This window comes from Pseudomonas sp. BF-RE-22, from assembly GCF_019956155.1.
Classification (GTDB): Bacteria; Pseudomonadota; Gammaproteobacteria; order Pseudomonadales; family Pseudomonadaceae; genus Aquipseudomonas; species Aquipseudomonas migulae.
In genome coordinates, this window is sequence record NZ_JAHBDD010000033.1 from 185,397 (window position 1) to 209,659 (window position 24,263).

The following is a 24,263-nucleotide window of genomic DNA, read 5'->3' on the forward strand; positions in this document are numbered from 1 at the left end:
CAGTTAACACGTTTTCTGACATGCGTGCTTGCCGATACGAAACGAGCCGGCAACTAAATTAAGCTTTCTCAGAAGGTCTGAGGCAATCGCTTTCAATCACTTACCCCCGCACATTTCCCAGCGGACTGTCAGCAGATAGTGCCTCGCGTTTCGGACAGCAGAGCCCTCATTCACGAGCTCTCGCCGTCCCCTACCCTCAACCGTTCCTCAGCACTTCTAGACCCCGATCCATTGCCAGAGCAGCCGTTACAATCGTGTTGACCGCGGCTCGATCAAACTCATGATCTTGCTGCGAGTCGTGCGTCCCGCTGTTCAGATAACTCCATTCAATGGAGGCCCCATTGACGTGAAGCAGAGCCTCAAGCCCAGCAAGAAAGTCCTGAAGGCCTTGGGCAGGATTCGGAATCCGACCAAGCGCAGCTCGAAGCTTGAGACATTTGTTGTTCAATTCCCATTTGGCTCGGGGGCCGCCAAGCTTGAGCTCTAATCGTCCATCCTGACGTTTCCCAAACCATGTCCATGCACGATCCGTCAAACTCTCAATTGCCGCCCTTGAGTGGCGCAATGCATCGCGCTTCTCTTCGGCTTGCAACGCCGCATTGGCAAGCAAAACGTAATTCTTTGTAGGTGGGTCGGTGTCGATGCGTAGATGGTGCTCGCCATGGTGGGGAAGGAAGCGGTACCGACGAATCTGCGCTGCCCGCTGGGCGCCAATCTCCTGCTGGATTCGGTGCAAAAATTCCTCGGCATGCGAGGTGAGGATGACCTGCTTGGCATCGAGCAGACCACTCTCAAAGAAGGTACGCCAGATGCCATCTCGATGCTCATCATCAATCGCGTTGACGACATCGTCGAAGATCACGATTGGGCAGTCCTCTGCGAGATTTTTCGCCAGAAGAATCGCCAGACCCAGGCATCGGATATGTCCCTCGCTCAAGATCAGCAAGGCGTCATAGCGTTCACCTGGCTGACCTACGAATTCAATTTCGATTTTCCCGTTTTCAGCCAATGGCAGCCATAGCGCATTGATCTGAGCTGGCCGTGGATCTTCCCGGTTGAACAGGTTGTAGAGATCCCGAGCACTGTCACCCAGCCCCTGCAGCAATTGAGCAGGCAATGCGGCCAGGTACGCCTGCAGCTGGAGCAGATAGGCATCGTAGGCAACCTTGATCCGCCTATTGTGCTCAAGCGTCAGCGCCTCGCGCCCCACCTCTTCGATCAATTGCTGATTATCAGTCTCGAATTGGGTGATCGTTGCTTGCGCCTGAGTAAACTCTTGAAGTGCTTGAAAGCGCATCACCCTGCAGCGCTCGATGTCACCTCTGAACCCATCGAGCGTCTGACGTTGCTGTGCAAAGGTTTGTCTTTGCTCGACGACCTGACGGCTAGCAGCATCCGCCTGCTCAATGAGAATCATAAGTTGCACCAGCGCTTGCCATGCCCTCTCATTTTCATTCATCCAGGGCTGCAGCCACTGACCGACAGAAGTGGGAGGAAGTGCGGGCAATTGTGCTGCCTGAAATTCGTTTGGGCATACCTGTGACGCGACATCGCACACCCTCCGCATTTCGATGAGCAGCGACCGCAAGGCTTCGTTGCAGTTATTGGTGGCGTCCACTGACCGCTGCTGCAAAGTTCTGAGCTCGGCGAGTTGCGCCAAGCCCGTTCGCGCGCGTTCAAATGGATCGTAAGCGACCCGATCCAGCGGCGTACCACACGCCGGGCAGGCCGCTGCACCCTCTGCCAGCTGCAGGAGGGAGTCGTAGAGGTTGGAAAACGAAACGTCCGCCGCTCTGGCACTGAGCGCCTGCTGCGCTGCCTGGCTTGCCCCATGCCACTCAAAGACCTGCGCGCGCAGTTGCCATAGGTTTGCCACAGTGCACCCATGGATTATGGGTAACGGTGACTCCAAGACACCTTGCAAATACGCCAATTGGCCCTGCCTCTCCTGTGTGCCAAAAATCCAGTCGACGCAGCCTTGATAAGTGCTTCCCGGATAAATTCTGGCGGCCAACGCCTCCTCTTCCTGAACAATCCCTACGAGCCGTTGTTGATAGGCATCCAAGGTCTGCTGAGAGGCGGCAACCTGGTTGCGCCTTCCCTCCAATTGAAGTGCTTTGATGCTGGAAATACTAAGGTTTTCATCCAGCGTGGCATTGAAGCCCCGGACAAATTCGCTGAACTGGTCGACGCCAAACAAGGTCGCGATCAATTGGCGCTGATCACCTGGAGTTCTTGCGGCGATGCGACCGAAGTCATCGAGCCGGTTTTTCTCCACGAAGCAGAAACGAAAGCTCTCTTCGTTTGCCTGCACCTGAGCCGCGGGAGCACCATTTAGCGAACCCATCAACCGCGGCGCTACATGACGTCCTAAGCGTGCGTTATTACAGTAGGCGCGATTATCAAATCGCTTGGCCTCTGCCTCACTGATCGAGCCGAGCATGGCCATTTCGAGCGCTTCGAAAAAGCTGCTTTTCCCTGTCCCGTTCGGCCCGTAGATCAAGGTGATATCACGGCTCAAGTCGAATGATTCGGCCTGCATGAAACCTCGAAACGGGCCGACCTCCAATCGATCCAGGCGCAAATGACTGCCAGCGGCTTGAGCAAGCTGAGTGGCCCCAGGTAGCTCTGCAGGCGTTTGAGCAAGCTGCTGAAGCGCGAGAGGAGCCAGCCTCGTAGAGCGCCCCCGTCTTTGGGTACCCACCTCCGCCAGAGTGTGAAGATTTGCCATGATCAGGTTCGCCATGCGCCGGACGTCATCGTGCACTGGCTGGCCGGCCAGATAGACCAAAAACCGCTGATATTCCGCCTGTAAACTCGACATGACCGCTCCCTATGTTGATCAAGTAACCGCACCCCCTCTTTGGGGAGCTCGGCAAAGAGCGTAGTCGGAAAATGCGGACTGCCAAGTCAGCGCGCTCACTTCCTGGCCGAAGAGGGACTGGCCGAGCATCGCGGGCAGCGCGTTATACTGAGAAGAGGAAAAGCAAAAGTGTACAGTTAGCGTCGCAGAGCATCACGAGGCTCAGGATGCTCGCACAGCGGCTCTGTCGTCCATCCGAGCTTGCTGATAGATCAGGCCCGTTCATTCAGTCTGAGATGCAAGCGGTTGAATATCTGATCGGACGTCCCTAGGTTTCGCCAGCCTCGAAAACGTTGGCACACCGTTGACCACGGACCGAGGCGATCTGGCATTTCTTACAACGAAGCCCCCGAGGGGCACCGATTGGGTTTCTCAGGATTTCGTGCAGAGGGCTAGGCACCATGCCCGGCACTCTTTTCATTTGAACTTTCAACAAGCTCCCCAAGGGTTGGCAATGCCATCATTACGCTTAAACGATGTCAGAGTCGTATCGTTGCCTCGGTGCCCTTTCGCAATGCATTGCCACCAAATTTCTTAACAGTTCGTTAGTACTGGATAATCATGTCCCTAAAATATTGATGATTCGTTATCTTGTGACTGAACAGGCAATCCACAAACTCTCCATACCCCATCCCAATCTCGTTCACCATTTCACTAATAACAAATTTGTGCCTAAACCCATCATAAATTTCCTGATGTAGAGTCACAAAAAATTCTTGAAAATTTATATTTTGATAACACTCAGACAGGACACCCGACTCATAATGATACATTCTTTTAGATGCACCATAGTCGTACTTAAACAAACCGTCCAACCTTTCAAGCACCACATTCTCCATGTGTATCAGCTCATCTCTAGACACATCATGATTGCATTTAAAAGCACAGAACAAATAGTAATTAGGATTTGCTGAACTGTACGACCTAGAGCCTAAATCCCCCATAGTTATACCTATCTTGGCGAAGCGGTCATTACCTGCATCGGCCCCTAGATACAGCCATTTATCCACTGACGTAAAGTTCATCATTGTCTGCGTATAGACATGATCAAGCTTGTAGTCATCAAACGAAATCGATTCATCCCAAGGAAGCTTGTCTTTTCTCAAAATACCACCCAGTTCATTAACGAAAAAAACTTTAGTAGCCATTCCGACATACGAAGATTTTGTCGCCTACCCTGATCAACCTCTCAGGCGTTTCCAAGATCCCCAATCAGATGGGTTTGAGGTTCATCTTGGCTTCAAAAATCAGCAGATCGCTTTCCTCGTTGTTGATCATCATGTTGACTAGGCGAGGGCTCACTTCGATCTCGCCGCCGAGCGTCGAACGCACAGTTTCGGGGTACCGTTCGAGCATCAAATCTACCAGGCCATGGCTATAGCCATCGCGGATGAGCTTGATCTTGGTGTCATCCGCGGTACCGTATTTGATGAGTTTGTAGAACCCTGGATCCAGGGCATCTACCCCATTCAGTACCTCGACGAACTTGAAAATCTTGTTGTCGAAGAAATCGTCCTCGTCCTTGAGACGGACGATTGCCAGGTTAATACGCTCGCCGTCATCCTTTTGGGAGATCCTTACCCAGTTCTCGTATTTGCTGTCGCGATATTTGGTATCACCCCATTTACCCACGAACACGTGATCGCTATGGCTAGTCTCGACCAACTTTTTCCAGTACGCGAGCGTCTGTCGGATCGTCTGCTTGACGCTGAGTTTCTTCAGCTTCCAATCCAGGATCATGGCGTAGAAATTCCGGGCAGGCTCTTGCTTGAGACGCACCAGGTCGCTGTACTCTCGGCTGTTGTCGAAGTGATCGACGAACGATTTGGAGATCGCCAGCATCAGCCTGTCAACGGTGTTGATGACGCCGTTCGCCTCGATGCCTCGCCTGATCTTCCGTTCAATAGCCTCCTCCTCTGAGAACACGTCAATTTCACTGACACTGTTCGCGATGAGGAGCTTGCCCACCTGAGTGGTAACGTACCGACACTCTCGATCTTTAACCACGCCAGGATGCAGATTCTCAAGACGAGCCACGGCGTCGTCGTAGAGAACCGACACCTTCCCATCGATGATCTTGGTGGCTTCAAGCAGAACGTTGCTGACAGTGTCCTTGACCACCTTTGAGACGTTGACGGATTTATCGTAAAAAGTCGCAAGTGCTGCACTGTCGCGTGTGTAGCCATTTACGCCCAACAGGTAGATGCTGGATTCCAGCTTTCTCAACGCAGCCTTAGCTCCAGGCGCGAAGACCTCACTGAACCGGTTGACGCGTCCGACCAGGTTCTTGAATTGAGATGGCGTCAGCTTTTGCTTCCCTTTGAAAAAGTCAAAGACGAAGAGTCGTTCGATCGGCAGGTTCACCCCTTCCAGAAGCGTGGAGTTGCAAACCAGAAACCTCATCTGCTTGGAGCTGCTGAACAGGTTCTCCAAGTAAAGACGGATAGTGTCAGGGATCGAACCATGGTGGTACATAACCCCTTTGCGCAGGCAGCCGATCAGTTTGTAGCGTCGGTCAAAAAGCTCTTCTAGCTCGGCACAAGCCGTCTGGATCAGCGGACAATCTACGGGCGACAGCACGGCTGCCAGTTCAACCGCAAATGACTCAATGCTTTTCTTCCTGTTGCCGTAAACGATGTTTTTGGACAGTGCTTCGCCTTTGATGAGCTCGAAGCAGTTTGCATACCTCCGATCGAACTCTATCCAGTCGTTCAGGAAATGGTCATAGAGCTTGAGCTTCGTCTGGTCCCTCCCTGCCCTGAAATCCTTGATGTAGAAGCGCTCAGACTTGATGTACTCGTCGATCTTGAATCCGCTCGGGATCATGTCCAGGAAGCGCACACGGACATTGAGTTCATCGCACAGGAAGGGAGTCAGGAACTTGAACGATGTTTCCGGGTTACGAGCCCCCAGGATGCACAGCATGGCAGCCAGTAACTCACTTCTGCGGTCGCTCTGCAGCAGGTTGTGGGCCTCGTCGACGAAGACCATATCGAAGCTCAGCCCGGCGTTCTCGTTCAAGAGCCTGTTGAGCCGCTCCTGGGTCAGGACAAATGCCCTGTTCTTTCGCTCAACCGAATACATCTCGGGGTGGGTCACCACCTTGCCCAACCCCTCAATGTCCGCGTAGATCAACCGCTTTTTCGTCTGGGCCAGCAGAGCCTTAGAGGGCACGAGGATCAGGATCCGCTGCCCTGGATTTTCCCTCACCGATTGGATGATGAGCTCAGATTTACCGTAACTGGTCGGAGCAACCACGACTGACGACTTACGGTACTCCGACTGAACAAATGTCCGCAGGGCATCCTGTTGCTCAGTCAGCACGATGCCTTGATCACGGAAGGTATCGATGTAGCTGCCCACGATGTTTCGGATGAACGACTCGCTGCGGTGATCACCCTCGGAAAAGTAGCTGCTGATTACTGCTGAGACAGGGTGCAGGCCACTGTTGAGTGCTACATCGTACAGCGCCTGGTACTGACCCGAAGCGTTACCGTAAAACAGGATAATGCGGTAGCCGAGACGCCGAATTTCAAGGGTCTTGTGGTTAAGGAGCAGCACGGCGATAGCCAAAAGTTTCACAATCTCTGTGTTACCCAGTTCGTCTCCCTTGAGGAGTTGGAAATACAGATCCTTGAACTTGGTGTTGCCCAGTTTCCTGATAGTCAGCTCTTCCATGCTACTGCTCCGCCTCCTGCCTCAAGAACTCTTCCAGCTTTTCCATGGTGCCTTTGTGGAGCGACAGCACCCACACCGTTTTGAACACAGCGTCAGCTACCAGCTTGGTGGTGAAATTTGACACGGTATTTTCGGCGATAGCCTGGGACACTTCGCTGAACAGGGCAGAGACCAGAAACACATTGTTGTCCGAAGCACTCGCCACGTCTTCTTCAGCCAAATCACCTTCCATCTCCAAGATCTCAATAACTGAGTCCCGGTAATTTGCTTTGTTGTGGATCGCATTTTTCGCGGCATTGATCGCGTTGAGCCAGTGATTGAGCTCCGGCTCAGCCAAACGCCTCTTGAGGTCATCCCGAGCCAAACGCAATTGCGCACTTGTGGCCGAGCAAGACGTCTTGTCCGCCCCTCTACCGCCCGACTTTACCTCGGTGATCCAGACGTTGTTGGTTGAGGTCTCGTATAGGAGGAGATCGAAGCCCTTCCGGATGCTCTTCTCTTCCATATTGAAGAACGGGGAGACCACATCGAAGTCGGGGAAGAGCTTCAGAATGATGACGTGAGACAGGAGCTCACCCAGCATACCAATCCGGGTTTCCCACGGTTTCTTGGAATAGCGCTCGTTCCAGAAGTGCTTAATCGTCGCTGGGTATTTGTAGATCGCCCTGTCCTTGCTGGCCTGATCAGCACCATGGCAGATACGGGTGAGGTTTTCCCTCAGCGCGAGCTTAAGCTCATCAGAAAAATTCTCGACACAACACAAGGCATACTGGTCTACCTGCTTGAAGCTCACGCCATCCATAACACTTCCTACAAACACTAAACCGCAGAATCCTCTTGCGGTTGCTGCGCGCGATCAATCATCCCGCCCTGATTAAGGGTAGGCACCAGCTGAGCAGCTGTGCGCGCGGGTGAGATCTAGTCAGGGATGACCGATAGCGGCACTGTGCCAGCGTTACCGCAAGTTAGCGTGATTGACGGGACCGGTAAACAAGATCGAAGACAATTTTTGGTGCAAATCGTCGGAGTTCGCGTAACAGCTGTATAAATATCCAATTGTTCGTAGGCCAATCCAGCGTCGGACTGAAAGATACGCAGCACTGTAGACAGCCCCATCCAACGCCGCTGGTCATTCCCGACTGAGAGGTAGGCAGTGTGAGCTCCTCCCCCGCACTTATGAACTACTGAAAGCCATCTGAATCCATCTGGCTCTGCTGGAAATCGCCACTCACGAACTTGATGCACTGGGGGCAAAATTGGGGGCACATTTGAATTTTTTCCGCCTAAAAATACCGTCCTAGAGCCTAGTCAAAATGTTCTTTGGCGATCCTGACAGTCTCTAGGTTTCGCCGGGCGGGCTGTTCATCTGATCATTTCTGCCTTTCCACAAACCATGGAGCTCCATTCACTTCCAGTGGATTGCTACATTGGGGGCACATCTGAGGGCATGCTTTGGATGGTTTGAAAAGGATGCCCCCAGCCTAGAGTTCAACAGTCCCCTCTCGAAAACTCACCCGTTACTCTTCCCAAACACCGCGGAGTGAAGGTAGGCCGATGAGATGCACTACTCTGCCCAAGTGCGTGAGCAACCGAGTGAAACCTCCTGTGCAATTAATATCGCAGGTGTAGCTTGCCAAGCTGAATTCAGACCTCACCCCGACGCTTTTCAAAGCGCTGCCAGAAAGTCGGCCGCTCACTCCTAGTGATGCTGGAGGCTTGACCAGACTTCTAGCAGACGTGACACCGTAATCCTTCGTACATCGTATGGAGCACGTACACTCCATTCGCTTCTGGGCTATTTGGATGCCAGTGACATGATTGCCTCATGCAGCCTGCGCTCTAACGACTAATAGCCAGTTGCCACTTAGCCATCTCATCGCCATGCTATGCACCAAACGGGATCCAACACATGGAGCGAAAGGTGCCGGACGACGACCTGCTGATTCAGCTTACCCAGCAACACCCTGACTTCTGCCGCCTGCGCACGGAGCTGGAAGAGGCGAAAAGCCTTGGCCCGGCACCTCGGATTGCCGTATGCGGACTCATGAATGCGGGCAAGAGCGCACTGCTCAACGGCCTGACCGGGCATATTGAAACGGAAGTCTTTGAAACCAAGGAAATACGGGCAACCACGCAATTACAGGCGTTGGAGCATGAAGGACGCCTCTATCTGGATACCCCGGGAATCGATGCCTGCGATGAGGATGATCGACTCGCGTGGTTGGGCCTGGCCAATGCCGATGTCATTTTGTTCGTGCACAACTTGCGTACCGCCACGCTTGAACAAATCGAAACGGCCTTCTTGTGCGAACTCAAGCGCCGTCGCCTGGATCTGGAGCGCCACCTGGTGGTGGTGCTTACCCATGCCGAAAGCGTCACCCAGCGGGAAGTCAGCGAGCAGGCGATCAGCAAGATCTTGCAGTCGCTGTTCGGGACCGTGCCGGCTGCCTTCGCAACCTCGTTCACCACCTTGCGCAACGGTGTGCGTAAGGGCAACACGAAGCTGCTCGAACTGAGCGGCTTCGACTCTTTGCGCGAGCATCTGCAGGCGCATCCGGTGCTGCTTGAGCGAGGTGTGAGCAAACAGCGTGCCGAACGCGACGATCACCGTCGCGACGTCCTGGAGCATTTCCTCGACCAGCAGATTGCCCAGCGTAGAAAGCGACTGGTCAAGCTCGAGGGCACGCAGGCCGCTCAGCTCGAACAGTTGCAAAGCAGTGTCGACGGACTCTTCGAATCGGTAAGCCATGGCTTGGCCCGCGGCTGACTGATTGATATCACGCAAGGAGAATCAACATGTGGTGGTTACTGATACCTGTGATCGGAACCGTTGTGGCAGCGGTCGTCAGTTCCGACAGCAGTGAAAAGGAAGAAGCCGAGCGCCAGGCACGCGCCAAGTCGCGCGAACGCGCCGAGGCGCGGGCACGCAAGCAGGCAAGGGATCAACTGCAGGCGCAGCGCAATCAACAGCTCACTCAGGACATCGACGCACAGCTGAGCGAGCTGATGGCCACGCACAAGGCCGACATCATACTTTCAGGCAAAGGCCACGCCGGTGTGACGATAGAAAGCCTGCAGGCGTTTATCGCCAGCCCGCCTCAAGCCACGGCCCAAGGCCAGCTCAAGGCCCTGCGTCTGCTGGCCCCCAACACCCGATTCAGCCCTAAATGGCTAGAGTGCGAAGGCCAAGTCAAAGCCCTGCGCACTGAAATTCAAGGCCTCAAACGCTTGAAACGACAATTACTGGACAGATCGCTATGACGCCCGCTCCCGCCAACCGCAGCGAACTGCTGCATGTCTTTACGCAGGTCGCGCAAGGGTTCAACGAAGTGCAACGCCAGGTCGAGGAGCGCGAAGCGCGCCTTAAGCAGACTCTGGATGCGCTGGAGCGGATTCGCACAACTTCGCCATGGAGCCGCTCCGGCCTGGCTCCCGATCACCCCTTCCTGACCTTTGCCAAGGCCTGCCAAAACAATCTGGATGAGCGCTTCGACGCCTGGATCAAGAACGTCAGGAACTACGAGCGCAACACGCAGTTTCGCAGCAAGTTCGGCGACTCCCTGCTGGTGTTTGTCTTTGGCAAGGTCAAGGCTGGCAAGTCATCGCTGGGTAATTACCTGGCTTATGGCCGCACCGAACCCGATGCGCAACTGATCGCCCAGGCACAGCCCAAACCTGAGTTTTTCAGCGAAGCCTCCACTCGGTTGTGCGAACAGACCAGCGATGCGAAGATCCGCGAAAACGGCTGTTTCGGCGTCGATGTCGTGGAGGCCACCAGCGCCATCCAAGGGTTCCGCCTGCCAGGGTTGACTTGGGTCGACTCGCCCGGGCTGCATTCGGTCAACGCGGGCAACGGTGAGCTGACCAAGGACTACGTCGACGCCGCCGACCTGGTGATCTTCCTCAGCAAATCCGAAAGCCCAGGCCGTCGTTCGGACTTGGACGAGGCCAGGGCTCTGTTGCACAGAGACAAGAACATGATCGTGCTGCTCACCGGTAGCGACGAAAACGACGTGGACGTCGATGATGACGGTGAGGTCGTGGAGAAGCTGATCATGAAAGGCGACAGCGCACGCCAGCTGCAAGTCGACTACTTCATCCAGTCCCTGCGCGAATCAGCCCCCGAATGTTCGCTGGATGATCTCAAGGTTCACTCCATCTCCTCCTGCTATGCCGAGCAAGGCCCCGCCGAGGAACAGCAAGAGCGCTGGCAAGTCAGCGGCTTGGCCGACTTTGCGGCAGAAATCGGCCGCCTTGCCGTTGCCGAAGGCCTGCAGATCAAGCAGCAAGTGCCGTTGAAGAATCTGCAAGCCTTCTGCCGCCAATTGAGCGAGTCGATCAGTTTGCAGCAGACGCTCTTGAGCGAGTTGCAGAGCGAACTGACCAATGCGCGCAAAGAGCTGAAAAACAACACCGAGCGGGTGCTCTCCCAACTGCAGCAGCGCCTGCCCATGGAGATCAACAAGCTGGCTGATCAACACGCGCTGGACGACCAGGGATTTTTCGACGCCTGCTGGGCGCTGTTCGACCGCCAATTTGCCGAGTGCGCCGGGGCACTGTGCGAGGCCATCGGGCAGAAGTTCGAAGACTTGGGCCATGCAGCCCAGAGCGTGGCGCCGGCCGGCAAGGCGCTACCGGGGTTTACCCCTCGCACGCGCAGCGTCAACTACCAATCGCGGCGCAACGAAGGCATCGGCAAGGCCGGGGGTGCCGGGCTCGGAGGTTGGGGCGGGGCTGAGGCCGGTGCCGCCCTTGGTACGATGCTGCTGCCGGGACCCGGAACCATCATCGGCGGGTTAATCGGTGCAGCCATCGGTGGCTGGATGGGGGCCAAGGCTGGGGCGGCGGCGGGCGGCCAGTTCGATGAAACGACCCAATTCGAGATCATCGTCGGCGACAACCGTGACGAAGTTTCTCTAACGACGCGCGAGCATTTCATTGACTACGCCAAAGATCGCCTCAACCGGCTCTACCTCCAGCTCGATGCGCTGTGCTTCGTCGATGTATCGACCTGGCTGTCAAATCTCAGCCAGGCCCTGAAAAACCTGGACGACCTCGCTGCTCAACAGATCAACGCCATTAGCAAGGAACTCGATCATGGCCCTGCCTGACTTCTCTCGTGTACTCGCCACTTACGACACAGTCACTGCGCCGCTCCAGCGCTGGTTGCCAGCCGAACGCGTCAGCGAACTGGGCAACCAATTGCATAGCCGAGCGGCACGCCTGCGTCCGCAGATCATGGTCTATGGGCTCTACAACGCGGGCAAGAGCACGCTGCTCAACGCCCTAATGGGACGCGCCGAAGCGCCAATGGCCGACCACCCGGAAACCTCGGTGGTGGCCGAGTATCCTTGGCAGGGGTACGTGCTCCTGGACACACCGGGTATCGATGCGCCGATCAGGCATGAGCAAGTTGCGACGCAGCAATTGCAGGACAGCGAAGTGGTGCTGTTTGTGGTGGCAGCCGGCGGTACGATCGACGAGGCCGCCACCTGGGAACGCCTGGCGCAGATCGTCGTCTCGGGCCGCCGGGTGATGCTGATCGTCAACAACAAGGCCGGTGTGCAGCACGACAGCCGCGACTTCGTCAGCATCAACGACAACCTGCGCCAGCATCTGCAGAGCGCCGCCCTCGCCCATGGCATCGGCGATATCCTGGAGCAGGTGCCGATTCACTGGGTCAACGCCAAGGCTGCCCTGCGCGGCCGTGTCGAAAGTAAGGAGCCACTGGTGGAGTTCAGCGGCATCCTCGAACTGGAACAGGCGCTGGGCGATTTCCTTGCCAGCAGTGACAGTGGCGTGATGTTCAAGACCTGCCGCAAAGACCTGCAAGAAACCATCGAACTGGCGCTGATGCGCCTGCATCAGGCCGGCGGCGATGAACAGGCGCAGGCGCTGGACAAAGCCCGCATGCAGATCGATAGCGAGCGTGACCGGCTGCAGAACGTGCTGCGTCATCACCTCGACAGCCGCTGCGTGCGCGCCAAGTCGAGCGTCGTAGCGCTGATCAACGATGCGCACCTCCAACCCGCTGGACAGGGCGAGCAGGCCATGGAAGACGGCGCCTCAAGAGTCATCGCCGCGCTGACCGCCGACATGATGACTGCCCTCAAGACCGAGTTGCCGGCAACCCAGCGCAAACTTGAAGACATTGGCCAGACTTTGGCCGACAGCGCCTTCGGTGCTGCTCACGCCTGCGTGAATGGCGTTACTCGCGAGAGCAACGGCAATGACGACAGTGGATTGTCGCCAGCGCTCAAGGATGCCATGCGCAAAATGCCCATGGGCGACCTGAAAACGATGACCGAGCAAGGCGTGAAGAAGGCGCTGGAACTGGGCAAAGAGCTGTTGCCCACCTTGTTCAAGGGGATCGGCAAGAAGACCATGGAACGTTGGGCCGCTATGGCCGGACGCTGGGCTGGCCCGCTGGTACAGGCAGGGATGGCCATCTACGGCATCTACCAGGCCATCAGCAGTGAAAAGGCCGAAAAGGCCACGCTGGAGCGCCAGACCAAGGCGGTGGAGGATGCGGCCAGCACCTTTGTCGAAGACTTGCGCCAAGCCTATCTGAACCAGATTGCCCTGGTGATTGAGGAAGTCTTCAAGCCGATCGATGAATGGATGGCGACCCAGCGCGCGCTGCTCGTGCAGAGCGGGCAAGAACAGACGCAAGACCAGCATTTGTTCGAAGAAGCCCTGCTGGCACTGCGTCAAGCGTATTGACTCGGTAAGGGGGGGCGTGCCCCCTCCTTACGCGACTTCGCAAGGCTCGATGGCGCTCAATTAATATACAGCCCACTTCGCTAACACCAACTATTGCAACTCAGGCTGCGTATCATGAAGGTACTGTCGATCCTCAAGCCCCACGTGTTCTTCGACGATCAACGCAGTCAACTGCAGTCTCCAGCGGATGATCTGCCGATGGTGCATGTGCCGTTTGGGGTAGCAAACACTGTCGGCCCGGCGCAGGAAACACAGCGCCATACGGATCCTGCAGAGGCTCGTCGCTGATGGGCACTGGTTTGCGCAGGAAGCTACGCCACTGTTGAGCGTCACTGATCCTTAGCTGTTTATCGAAGTGCACCTGCACGCACGCGTCCATTTGCTCTTCCACCTGATGCTTGCGCTCTATGAACGAAGCAACCTGGTCTTCATCGACCGATCCCTGTAAAAACGGATAGTGAATGCTCAGCTCTGCGTTGCCTGACCGCTGCAGCCGCTGGTTCACGCAGCCAAACAGGCGATCCAGCCTCCCCACGCGTTGCTCATTGTCACCGGGTGAGCCGGCCAGACCGTAATGATGGATCTGGTGGCACTGCAAATGCAGGTTGACCCCTTCCTGGAGTACCGAAGTGGAGACCAGCACGTTGGGATAGAACGGACTATTGAAGCCCAGGATGAGGCGCGGGCGCCCTTCGCTGTTGTCGCCACAGGCATACCAGCATGGGCTGGTGAGGCGCTTGAGGCTGCGCCACTCCTCGTCCCACTGCTCTAAACCATGATCGATGATCTTGCCGCACAGCGTGTCGAACGTCTCCAACGCTGCGATGAAATAGCGCAGCATCAAAGAGTCATCGACACGTGCGCTTACCCACTCTTGAAAACCACGGTACGCACGCTGCGCTTCACGCTCATGGGTCTGCTGCCAGTATTCGACAAACCAGGCATAAAGCTCGACGACGACAGGACTCGCATAAAGAAACCCGGCCTTGATGTAGTTCGCGAAGTTTTCCGCGATCGCCTTGTTGTCGCGCGCCCAGCCTTCGAGCTTGCGATACAGGGTCTGCGGCAAGCGCGGTACCAACAGCGACCAAACGCTGTGCAGCGGATGCTCCAGGTGGTCGTGCGGCGCACCGCGCTTGCGGGCAGCGGTATCGTGGATCTGCGGACCGTCCCAACCGTGCAAACGCACATACTTGGCAGCATTGGCATAATCAACCCGGCCGGTCTCCGTCTTGGCGTAGAACGCGGTGTAACCGCCAATCAAGTAGTCCGATGCCGGTTCCAGGAACAGTGCAAAGACGCTTTCCGGTTTGCTGAAGCGCAGGCGCACATTGGCACAATCGGTTTGCCCACCAGCGCCTTTCTTGACCACGAACAGCTCGGCAATCCGCGACGCCAGTTGCGTGCCCTCTCCCTCTCCCTCGTCTTGCTCTGCCTCCTCGTGCGCGTCCACTTCGGCAAACGAATGCTTCACGCCTTTAAGAAACTGGGTATAGCCATCGCGCGACCAACCCTGATCGCGCCAGTGCTTGACTGCCGGATCGTCCGCTTGCTTGCCCCATGCATTGACAATTATGCCGGCCAACAGCTCGTCATAGCGCTCGTTGATGCGCTGGGTCAACTCGCGGACAGAGGGAATACGCCGAACGAAAATCAGGTGTTTCAAGTCTTCGAGCGCGGTGCAGAGGTCACCCACTGCCTTGGGCACGCACTGGTCTATCAGCAAGCCGTACTTGGGATGATCGGGAAAGGTGTGAAACTGATCGTGATAGCTGCGGGTGAGGTCACGCAACAGTTCGGTATCGGTGGCCTTGGTGAAATCCTCGACCACCCGATCTTCGACCGCGTCCTGGTAATCTGCATCGCCGCCATCGCCGCCAACGCCGATCTGCGGTTTCCAGCCAAAAGACTCGAATCCTTCCAGGTAGCCATAGGTAAGGCTCTTGTTCTCCTTCTGCCGGCCCAGGTCGGCCACCAACCGCTTCTGATACAGGGCAAAGAACATCTCGGCATCCGGGCGCCCATCGAAGCTTGCAGGAACAGCTTTTTCGTGGCGGTAATGCCGCTTGCCATACAAACCGCCCTGCCCCTCCATCAGTCGCAAACGCCGCAAGGCGTGCCGTTGCAGCAAATGGCGAGTGTGTTCGGCACCGTTCATGGCTTCAAGGCCTGCGTCACGATCGATCCGGGTGAAATAACCCAGGATGTTCTGCACATCGTCCAGCCGGGTATGGCTGGGCGTCGCGGTGAGCAGAAGGTTCCAGGCGCCCAGGCGGCTGCCAGCGTTGCCAAACAGTGCCCTTGCGGCACTCACGCGCTGCGATCCACCCGACACGTTGCGCAGGTAATGCGCCTCATCGACGATGATTAGGTCAAACCCCGAGGGGCCCAGGTGCTGCTTCAACTGCTGATGAAAATCGGCAGCGATCCTGCCTGCCCCCTGAGCACCTTCAGCGCGCCGCTCGGGGTCGAGCAAGCCACTGAGCGCGTAGACAGTGGTGAGGTAAAACTGCCCTTCATCGTTTTGCACCGCCTGCACCAGGTCTTCCAGCTTGTAGCGCTCACAGACCGTAGGTACCGGCATGCCATCGGTGGTCTCGGTTTGGCAAATGTGCTCGCGAACGAAGCCTTCGAACTCCCTGCGCCAATGCCCGCACAAATGTCGGTTGGGCGCCATCACCAACACCTTGGCATCAGGCTTGTTTTTCCACAGCCATGCCGCCACACCCAGCGCCTGGAAAGTCTTGCCCATGCCGACTTCATCCGCCAGCAGCGCCACCTTGTCCGCTGCCAACAGGTTCCACAGGTAGGCGACCCCTTCGGTCTGCTTGGCTGCCATGGACTGGCGATCATCTGCCAGATAGCGCCAGTCAGGATCCTTGCGCCCTTTGAAGTTGATCCACTGCGACACGGATTCAGGGGTCAGCACGCTCTCTTCAAATCGACTCATGCCCCACCCCACTTGCTTTCCAATCTGCCAAATTCCTGCTCGAGCGTTTGCCGATAATCATCGTTGGCCTCGGCTGGTAACGGCGGCATATCGACCTTCAGTGTGTGCCAACGCGTCAAGGCAATTTTGCGGTCACCCTTGGGCAGGCGATGACGAAGCGCCAACGCCAGCTTGCAGAGCCCGCTAACCTCCTGGGCCAGGAACCAGTCGAAGACATTGGGCGTAGACCCGCTGAGGCGCTGGCGGGTCTTGTCTACCCATTCCTGCAGGCATCCCGGTCGCACGAATACCCACTGCTCGAGCGCCGACAACTGTTCAAGCCCATGCAACCGGGCCGCAAACTGGTAGCTCGCTGTGAATAGCCGGAAGTAGCTGATGTGTGCAGGGGCTGAACCGTCTTGCTCGCTTGATCCAGTGTCTTCGTCGGCGCTCCCACCATCGACCTGTAGCTCACCCGTCTCTGATTCGCGCACGCGGAAACCGACATCATCCTGGTTGGGCACAATGTCGATCTGCGCCATGGCGTCGACCAACCCAAGTAGGTCGTCGTATCGCTGCGCGCGACGGAACTCGGGGGTAGTCTCCAGCAACATGCCCACGAAGCACACCCGGCCGTCCTTGAGCACCTGGAAGCTGTGATCGAACAACAGCGCGTGCGCGTTCGCCACCGGCACCCTGCACTCTCGCAGTTCGCGGCTGCGGGGTTTCCAGCCAAGCGCGATTGCAACGTCGATGTCCGGCAGTTTTATCCGATACCCTTGGTCCGGTTCTCCTGCTGTATGCCATTGGCCGCGCAGTTGGTACACCTGCTCTGCCCAGTCAAACGCCACCACGATGTCGAAGGGAAGGTTCTGCGGGATTTGCAACGCTTGCGCCTGCAATGCTTCAGCGCTCAAGAACGACGCCGGGCTGGTGTCCATCGTGGGGCCGAGGACGCTTTCCACGGCACTGTTGTTCGCCAGGATGAACCCCGCCTCGATGTTGTTGCCGGGTAACCGCTTGCCCCGTGAGTCGAGCAGCGAGTTACTGCCCGCCCGGGTGAAATTCCATGAGCCGATGGCCAGGTGCGTGGAGGTTTTCCAAAGCTTGGCATGGGTCATCGGCGAGCGGTCATCAACCGTGCTCGGGTTGTGCCGCAAGCGCAACTCATCGTTGGCGAGAAGATCTCCAAGCGCCTCGGTCCAACCGGTGCGCAGGAACTGCCCATCGAGCCGATCAGGCACCAGACTGACCTTCATGCGCGGCTGCTCGTAGCTGCGCTTAAGGTGGCTGACAAACTGTGCCAGATCCTTGGGTAGATAAGGGGACCAGACGGCCAGGTGATGGCAAGCACGCTCGCCCAGCAATTGCGCCAGAAACGGTTGCCTCTGAAAACTGTGACAGAACTGCACGGATGACTCAGCGCTGGCGAACGAGCTACTGCGCCTGTTCTCCAAGGGGCACGGTGTACCCACATTGTTAAACAGAGCCTGGAAGAACACTTTGACGGATTGATAAAGCGAAAACGCGTCGATCGGCTGGAAGTGGAATACCTCCTGATTGCGCGCCCACCCGCTGAGCGTGAGGTTGGCACTGCCCGCGCCGAGCACACGCCCCTGGTCACCTTCCAGGTAGATCACCTTTGCATGCAACAGGCTGTCTGCGTCAACGCCTGGGTAGCTCCACTCCGTTTTTTGCGCAGTACAGACACCGTGCACCTGGAGCGCCGTGCGCTTGTTCTGGTCGGCACCGATGAAACGTCGATCACAAAAGACCCTCAGATCGATTTCCTGCTCAGTCAGGGCCAACTGAAGCGCCTCGTACTCCATGCGCGTGCGGGGAATCTCGGCGCCCAGCACAGTTGGCAACACATAGGTTTCGATAAATTCGATATCGATGTTGAAACTGGTGAGCCATACCCTGCGCAACTGGCCGCAGGCCTTCACTTGCTCGGCGAAAGCTGAATGCAGTTTCATGCCTGGCCTCCCCGATAACCGGTCACCAGATTGTTGAATTGGTGGATGTAGTAGGTGTTCACCCAGCGATACATGGGCGTATTTTGCGCCTCTGGCAACGCCTTGGTGCGTGCATTGAGCTTGACCTTTTCGGCCTGCTCGATTTGCACCCAGGGCAACTGGCCACGCTCGCGCATCACCGCCGCGTGGTAGCCCATCAGGTCGCGGAGCTGGTCGCTGAAGCGCTCTTGACGCGCCAAGCGCATGAGCCGCTCCAGCCGCCGGCGGCCGGTGTGCGAAGGAATGTCGAGCAGTTCTGGATGCGCGTCGATACGCGCGGCGGCAGCCGGCAAGGTACCGGCGTCGCGCCCCAGCCCTCGCCAGTGCGCCTCGATTTCGTCGAGGCTCTGGTGCCGGCCATGGCAGGCCAGCGTAAACAGCAGATCGGCCTGCGCAAGCAGTGGTTCAACCTGCTGCACGTGCACAAGCTTTCGCCGCTCCGGCGCTTCGCTGCAGTTTTTTTCGGCCACGGAGAACAACTGCTGGATCGGCATGTCACTGCCTGGATAGTTTTGTGCCTGATCATCCAGTACCTGCAGCAGAGCGCCCGCAGCGCCAGTGTCGAGGCCGGTCAAGGTCAACCAGAAATCGCGCGTGTCAGCGCCTACTTGCGCCGAGTTTGGCAATGCCCTTCGGTAGGCCTCAATGAGGCTGTCAGGTACTTGCTTGAGCGCACTGCCGCCACCTGCCTTGAAGCCCCGGAAAAGCCCCTGCAAATGCATGCGTGCTTCTTGGAACAACACGCTGAACGGCGCGTGAGTTTGAATCATCGCCTTAACTTTCAACCACAACTGCGCTGCTTCTTGACTGTAATGGTAGTTATAGCGGTCGTTAAAGAAGCCTATTTGCATGAACGGCGTCTTGTAGCGCCCACTCACACCCAAGCCTAACTGACGTACCAACAGGTGCCCGGCTGTTTTATGGGTGAAGCGCAGAAACGGGTTGCTGTCGACCTCAAGGCGTGCACGGGCTTTGCTGGCACCCAGCACGCCTTGACTGTCAACGCCCGAGTCGGGCGCCGCAGTCACCACGGCATACGTGAAAATGTTTTCCAGATAGACCAGGCAAGCCTGGCGCAGCGCCAGGCCATGGCGCCCACCAGACTGCTCGTCCAACGCTTTGCTCAGGCTGGTATCAACATCGTCCAACAAGTCCTTGATAACGGCATGATGCAACAGATTGAGCGTGTAGTTCCGTACATCGTTCGAAACCGAGTTGACCCGGTTGCGAAAAATCTGCTGGCCAAAGGCAGACCAGATGATCAGCACGCCCAACGGATCGATCTGGCTGTCGCCACTGAGGTCTTCATCATATTCAGTCAGGTATTGGCTCAACCGCATGGGATTACTCAAAACGAAGGATATCGACAGCACGACCAGGCAGCACAGGCTTTGCTGCACCAGTGGCACTACATAGGTTACGAGCGGGGACTATCAAGAATCCCGCAGCTCTTACTGCAAGGTGGGGTCGAAGTCATCGGTGCGGTAGTTGGCCATTTGCAGCAAATCAAGGCCTGCCTTCTGGCAGCGCTGCCAACCTTCATACAGATTATCAAACAGTGTAAGCGCCAGGTCGGCATGACGTTTCTTCGCTACTACTTCGTCGGGCCAGGACCCGAGCTCATCGAAGAAATCGTCGAAGCCCGGTTGGTCTTCCATGATTTCCCGCGACTCGGTCACCCAGCCGTAGACATTCCGACATTCCTGCCGGAGTTCATCGGCATAAGATCGGAAAGAGTCCTCGTCGCAATCCTCGAACTCATGGCGCAAGAACCCAGGCACATTGGCCAACGACGTGTAGCGCCGGGCGCCACGGTCCTGGCGAACGAGCGCTTCGAAATACTCGAGCTCAGTGAACTTGTCGCCGTGCGGCAGCCAGCCTGCCAGCTGGTTGGCCTCATAGGTACTGCTCACCTGCTCTTCGAGAAGGTCCAGGTATTTGGCAATTTTGGTGCCGGCAAAAATGTTCCTCTGCACCTGCAGTTGACGCTCGAAGTCATCCACTTTGTTCTGGTAGAGGGCTGCCGACTCGTCAGCGTGCGCCACAGCCCGCGCATACCGCTCGCGCAACTGGGTCATGCGTTTTTCTTCTTGCACCGGGTCTGCCGCTTCGAAAGGCTGGGCAAACTGCGCAAGCCCGGTCACGACACCAAACGACGCATCGCCCAAGACTATCCGCGACAGGCCGAAGTACTTGCGCACGCAGTCCTGCACATAAGGCGCCCTGGACATACCACCGGTCATGAAGATGACAGGGTTGGCCTCTGGGAGGTCGTTACGCACCTGTTCGAGCAGTTGCCCAAGTTTGTCCAGGAAACCCTGCGCGCTTGTGGTCAGCGCAACGTCTTCAACATGCACCGCCAAACCCTGTTCAATGAAGTCGAGCGAGAGGCCAGCAGTACGGTCGTCACTCAATTCAATCTTGAGCTGTTCGACATCCCGGTTAAGCCTGACGGTCGCGCCCTTTTCACCCAGAATTTCCAGGCGTGTCTTGAAGGGCTCGACCACACGCTTGATGCAATACTTGAGAAACGCCTGCTGGCGGCTCAAATCGGCAACCTTTGCGGCACTGCGGTAGGCATACAACGGCAGCCCATGCTCATTCCCGTGGCCAAACAAAGGCATAGCCACGCGCATGGACAGCTCGACATCCACGTCCGTCCCGCCGAGCCCTTTGCCCCAGACGCGATGGATAACTGGCATGGCAGCGTTGCCACCGACTGTTGCGTAAGCGACATCGGTAGTTCCGCCGCCCATATCGATGATGAGCGCCTCGTGTGCGACAGGCTCGCCGACGTGATAAGCCAAGGCAGCAGCGCAGGGTTCCTCGAGAAACTCAACCTGGGTAAAGCCTGCGTCCCTCGCCGCTTGCTCCAGCAGACGCTGCGGGGCCTGGTGATTGACGCTAGCCCCCGTGCCTCGAAACTCGACAGGTCGCCCGAGTACCACCGATCGAACTTCAGTACCCAGCTGCTGTTCGGCGGCGCGGCGGATATGCGCCAGGATTTGCGCCACCACACTGGTCACAACGTCCAAATAAGGCTGCTCCAGCTTGAAGCCCAGCATGGATTTGGGCGACTGGAATATCCTGCCAAGTTCGCTGTTGTACAGCGCATCTATGGCATCTTCACCGAACACACCTGTCGCCTGCCTGACGTGCAGACCTTCCTGGGCGATGCTTTCGCGTTGCTGATCGCGCCAGCGCCGGCGGATAGCGTTGAGCTCTGCCTGGCGCATCTCTTCGTCGGAGAAACGTCGAGGCTTGATCAGTGTCGAACGCCGCGCTTCTTTCTCCTGGGGAGAATACAGGTCGCCCTCGCGCGCCCTTTTGCGCTCCTCGCTGACCACCGCTGCAAAACGCATCTCATAATCGGACAGCTGTTGTGAATAGCGGCTTTTACGGGCCCTGATCGCGTTGTCGATCTCGCGTTCGTACTCGACAGTGAGGCTGAACAGCGATTCATCTACGTGCCGATCCGGGAAAAACACCGCAGTGCGAAACTGCTGATCCTGGCCAAACGTGATGTACTGAACCTTGCCATTTATGCAAACCGCAGCACTGGAAAAGCTCGTACCGAAATCAACACCGATTTTCACGCTCTACTCCTGTAATCCGACGCTCGCTCGCGCTGCCCTGGGTATGGCCATGCTGGAGCCAGGACTTTTCTCACAAAGACAGAGTGATGTCAAAACGCCTTAGGTGCCAGGGGAGTCAAATCTTGCCCCCCTTTAATTTGCCCCTGTTGTCCAAGCGCTGCACGGCAGCATCGACTGCTTGAACCGAGACTTTTAGGTTGGCCAGCCAAGCTTTTTCAAGGCATTTTGCACATCCTTGGCACTTAATTCCGAGGCGATCTCGTCATAACGCCCTCGCCCCTGATGCAGAACATTCATGACTCACAGCACCGTATGCCACTCATTGCCGGTGAAACCAGGTACTTGCTGCTTGGTCTTGGCAAACTTCGTCTGCGCACTGCCGATGAACAGCTCTATCTGCAGTGTCTTGGCTTGAGTGCGCTGTTAACTAAGCATCGTGATCGGCGCTTTTTTCTTGCTCAAAATTGAAGTTCATATCTTCAGCTTTGAAGTGCCACAGGTCAGCTACTACCTTTGCTGGCGAAGCTGCCAGAAGATCGGCAACTGGTGAGAAAGTGGACGCATACAGATGAATGAAATGCGCGAGGATATGGATGCTGATTTGGATACCTGCCGAGGCGAGCTTGGGCTGGTCGGTAATGCTTTGGGCCTGCCCGATCTGCATAGCACTGATGTAGTCACAAGAAAGATTAAATACTGACTTGAGGGAGTACACCGAAAGCCAAACATAGCCACACTGGTGTTTATCAGTAATCGCCATTCACGATCGCTAGCACAGTCGGTGCAAGTGGGGGCAAAAATGGGGGCACAACTCTTTTTTTGCAACCTGAAACAACCGTCCTAGAGCCCTGTCAAAATGTTCTTTGGGGATCCGGATAGTTTGGCCTGATCCTGATCTTCTGTTGGCGCTGATGGCCTCTTCGCGGGCAAGCCTCGCTCCTACAGGAGTATGCGATCAACTGTAGGAGCGAGGCTTGCCCGCGAAGGGAGCGACTCGGTCTCACGCCGATTCCTTGCATTCCCCGCAACACAGAATTGCCGTCAAACACATTGATCGCGTTCCAACCCGAGGTGCATGCTAGAGGGCTCGCACGGCGCTTATATCATTCCGAATGATAGTTACCTTCGCTTCATTCGATTCGTGCGATACCACCCCCGCCGAGCATCATCCGCCCATCTCAATACATTGGCGGATGCATCCATGGAACAGTCACTCAAACATTTGCGCTTCCCGTTGGCCCTGCTGGCCGTAGTGGTGATGAGCGCTTGCGGCAAGGCTCCGGAGTCTGCCGCGACCATGCCTGCGGCGAAAGTCAGTGTCGCCAAGGTGCTGGAACAACCGGTCAATGAGTGGGACGAATTCACCGGGCGCCTTGAAGCGCCGGAAACGGTAGAGATTCGTCCACGGGTCTCCGGTCAGATCGATGACGTTGCCTTCACCGAAGGCGCACTGGTCAAGAAAGGCGACTTGCTGTTCCAGATCGACCCGCGTCCCTTCCAGGCCGAGGTCCGCCGTCTCGAAGCGCTGGTCGCTCAGTCGCGCGCCAATGCGACCCGCAGCGAAAACGAAGCCCAGCGCGGTGAGCGCCTGCGTACCAGCAACGCGATTTCCGCCGAGCTGGCCGATTCGCGCACGAGTGCTGCACAAGAAGCCCGCGCTGCAGTCGGTGCCCTTCAGGCACAACTGGACCTGGCGAAACTGAACCTGAGCTTCACCCGCGTCACCGCACCGATCAGCGGCCGTGTCAGCCGTGCCGAAATCACCGCCGGCAACCTGGTGACCGCCGATACCACCGCGCTGACCAGCGTCGTGTCGACCGACAAGGTCTACGCCTACTTCGACGCTGACGAGCGTGTGTTCCTCAAATACACCCAACTCGCTCGCCAGGGCAAACGTGGTGCAACCACTCCGGTTTACCTCGGCCTGTCCAACGAAGACGGCAACCCGCACCAGGGCGTGATGAACTTCGTCGACAACCAGGTCAACCCGAAAACCGGCACCATCCGTGGCCGCGCAGTGTTCGACAACAGCGACGGCGCTTACACCCCGGGCCTTTATGCGCGTCTGAAACTGGTCGGCAGCGGCACCTACTCCGCCGTGTTGATCAACGATGAAGCGGTCGGTACCGACCTCGGTAAAAAGTTCGTGCTGGTGATGGATGCCGACAACAAAACCGCCTACCGCGCGGTCGAGCTGGGTCCGAAAATCGAAGGGCTGCGCATCGTGCGCAACGGCTTGAACAAGGACGACACGATCATCGTCAAGGGCCTGCAACGGGTACGTCCCGGTTCGCCAGTCACCCCTGAAGTGATCCCGATGGCCAGCGAGCAAACCCTCGCGGCACTCGCACAACAACGACAAGCGCTGGAAGCCAGCAACCTGCCCCAAGTCGCACCTGCCAAGGTCGCGCCGGGCTCGGTTGTGAAACTGGCTGCTGCAACCCCACGCGGTTAAGGGA

At 56.9% G+C, this 24,263-nt stretch carries 13 protein-coding genes and 3 pseudogenes; 6 read left to right on the plus strand and 10 right to left on the minus strand.

Translation table 11 applies throughout. The features are described 5' to 3' along the window. Positions 1–196 precede the first annotated feature (196 nt). The 5 genes and pseudogenes from KGA82_RS17440 to KGA82_RS17460 all read right to left on the minus strand — a co-directional run bounded on the left by KGA82_RS17440 (position 197) and on the right by KGA82_RS17460 (position 7,343). A complete protein-coding gene (locus KGA82_RS17440; protein WP_223451534.1) occupies positions 197–2,824 on the minus strand; it encodes an AAA family ATPase in 2,628 nt (875 codons plus the stop codon). A 263-nt stretch (positions 2,825–3,087) separates the two neighbouring features. Further along, positions 3,088–3,198 (minus strand): annotated as a pseudogene (locus KGA82_RS17445) (IS5/IS1182 family transposase); the annotation flags it as partial. A gap of 210 nt (positions 3,199–3,408) precedes the next feature. Continuing rightward, a complete protein-coding gene (locus KGA82_RS17450) occupies positions 3,409–4,011 on the minus strand; it encodes a hypothetical protein (RefSeq protein WP_223451535.1) in 603 nt (200 codons plus the stop codon). A 64-nt stretch (positions 4,012–4,075) separates the two neighbouring features. Then, complete coding sequence (locus tag KGA82_RS17455) at positions 4,076–6,541, minus strand: DEAD/DEAH box helicase (protein WP_161428771.1); 2,466 nt, start codon at positions 6,539–6,541, stop codon at positions 4,076–4,078. 1 nt (position 6,542) lies between these two features. Next, on the minus strand, positions 6,543–7,343 hold the full coding sequence (locus tag KGA82_RS17460; protein ID WP_161428770.1) for a hypothetical protein: 801 nt from the start codon (positions 7,341–7,343) through the stop codon (positions 6,543–6,545). Between the two features lie 1,107 nt (positions 7,344–8,450). Here KGA82_RS17460 and KGA82_RS17465 point away from each other — a divergent pair. The 5 genes and pseudogenes from KGA82_RS17465 to KGA82_RS17485 form a co-directional block, all read left to right on the plus strand. Then, positions 8,451–9,308, plus strand: a complete 858-nt coding sequence (locus KGA82_RS17465) for a GTPase (protein WP_223451537.1) — start codon at positions 8,451–8,453, stop codon at positions 9,306–9,308. A 29-nt stretch (positions 9,309–9,337) separates the two neighbouring features. Further along, positions 9,338–9,802, plus strand: a complete 465-nt coding sequence (locus KGA82_RS17470; RefSeq protein ID WP_223451538.1) for a hypothetical protein — start codon at positions 9,338–9,340, stop codon at positions 9,800–9,802. Next, positions 9,799–11,652 (plus strand): dynamin family protein, encoded by a 1,854-nt coding sequence (locus tag KGA82_RS17475; protein ID WP_223451541.1) that lies wholly within the window; start codon positions 9,799–9,801, stop codon positions 11,650–11,652. Before KGA82_RS17470 ends, KGA82_RS17475 begins: the two co-directional genes overlap by 4 nt. Next, the gene (locus KGA82_RS17480) at positions 11,639–13,264 is read left to right on the plus strand and encodes a GTPase (RefSeq protein WP_223451548.1); all 1,626 of its coding nucleotides are present in this window, start codon (positions 11,639–11,641) and stop codon (positions 13,262–13,264) included. The genes KGA82_RS17475 and KGA82_RS17480 overlap by 14 nt, the downstream gene beginning before the upstream one ends. A 117-nt stretch (positions 13,265–13,381) precedes the next feature. Continuing rightward, positions 13,382–13,552 (plus strand): annotated as a pseudogene (locus KGA82_RS17485) (5'-nucleotidase); the annotation flags it as partial. 1,924 nt (positions 13,553–15,476) lie between these two features. On the opposite strand, the pseudogene KGA82_RS17490 reads toward KGA82_RS17485, so the two are convergent. The 5 genes and pseudogenes from KGA82_RS17490 to KGA82_RS17510 all read right to left on the minus strand — a co-directional run. Then, positions 15,477–16,214 (minus strand): annotated as a pseudogene (locus KGA82_RS17490) (DEAD/DEAH box helicase family protein); the annotation flags it as partial. Next, positions 16,211–18,169, minus strand: coding sequence for a hypothetical protein (locus KGA82_RS17495; protein ID WP_223451550.1), 1,959 nt, complete (start codon positions 18,167–18,169; stop codon positions 16,211–16,213). The gene KGA82_RS17495 and the pseudogene KGA82_RS17490, both read right to left, overlap by 4 nt. Next, positions 18,166–19,608, minus strand: a complete 1,443-nt coding sequence (locus tag KGA82_RS17500; protein ID WP_223451552.1) for a hypothetical protein — start codon at positions 19,606–19,608, stop codon at positions 18,166–18,168. The genes KGA82_RS17495 and KGA82_RS17500 overlap by 4 nt, the downstream gene beginning before the upstream one ends. 51 nt (positions 19,609–19,659) lie before the next feature. Continuing rightward, positions 19,660–21,804, minus strand: a complete 2,145-nt coding sequence (locus tag KGA82_RS17505; RefSeq protein WP_223451554.1) for an Hsp70 family protein — start codon at positions 21,802–21,804, stop codon at positions 19,660–19,662. Positions 21,805–22,231: 427 nt separating this feature from the next. Further along, positions 22,232–22,564 carry a hypothetical protein gene (locus KGA82_RS17510; protein ID WP_223451555.1) on the minus strand — a complete coding sequence of 111 codons (333 nt, stop codon included), beginning with the start codon at positions 22,562–22,564 and terminating at the stop codon, positions 22,232–22,234. Positions 22,565–23,005: 441 nt separating this feature from the next. Between KGA82_RS17510 and mexE the strand changes: the two genes are divergently transcribed. Next, on the plus strand, positions 23,006–24,259 hold the full coding sequence (mexE, locus tag KGA82_RS17515; protein ID WP_008026285.1) for a multidrug efflux RND transporter periplasmic adaptor subunit MexE: 1,254 nt from the start codon (positions 23,006–23,008) through the stop codon (positions 24,257–24,259). The last annotated feature ends 4 nt before the right edge of the window (positions 24,260–24,263 follow it).

Coding starts and splice junctions, on each gene's coding strand:
- KGA82_RS17440 (WP_223451534.1), bottom strand. CDS start 2,824: ATGTCGAGTTTACAGGCGGAATATCAGCGGTTTTTGGTCTATCTGGCC.
- KGA82_RS17450 (WP_223451535.1), bottom strand. CDS start 4,011: ATGGCTACTAAAGTTTTTTTCGTTAATGAACTGGGTGGTATTTTGAGA.
- KGA82_RS17455 (WP_161428771.1), bottom strand. CDS start 6,541: ATGGAAGAGCTGACTATCAGGAAACTGGGCAACACCAAGTTCAAGGAT.
- KGA82_RS17460 (WP_161428770.1), bottom strand. CDS start 7,343: ATGGATGGCGTGAGCTTCAAGCAGGTAGACCAGTATGCCTTGTGTTGT.
- KGA82_RS17465 (WP_223451537.1), top strand. CDS start 8,451: ATGGAGCGAAAGGTGCCGGACGACGACCTGCTGATTCAGCTTACCCAG.
- KGA82_RS17470 (WP_223451538.1), top strand. CDS start 9,338: ATGTGGTGGTTACTGATACCTGTGATCGGAACCGTTGTGGCAGCGGTC.
- KGA82_RS17475 (WP_223451541.1), top strand. CDS start 9,799: ATGACGCCCGCTCCCGCCAACCGCAGCGAACTGCTGCATGTCTTTACG.
- KGA82_RS17480 (WP_223451548.1), top strand. CDS start 11,639: ATGGCCCTGCCTGACTTCTCTCGTGTACTCGCCACTTACGACACAGTC.
- KGA82_RS17495 (WP_223451550.1), bottom strand. CDS start 18,169: ATGAAACTGCATTCAGCTTTCGCCGAGCAAGTGAAGGCCTGCGGCCAG.
- KGA82_RS17510 (WP_223451555.1), bottom strand. CDS start 22,564: ATGGCGATTACTGATAAACACCAGTGTGGCTATGTTTGGCTTTCGGTG.
- mexE (WP_008026285.1), top strand. CDS start 23,006: ATGGAACAGTCACTCAAACATTTGCGCTTCCCGTTGGCCCTGCTGGCC.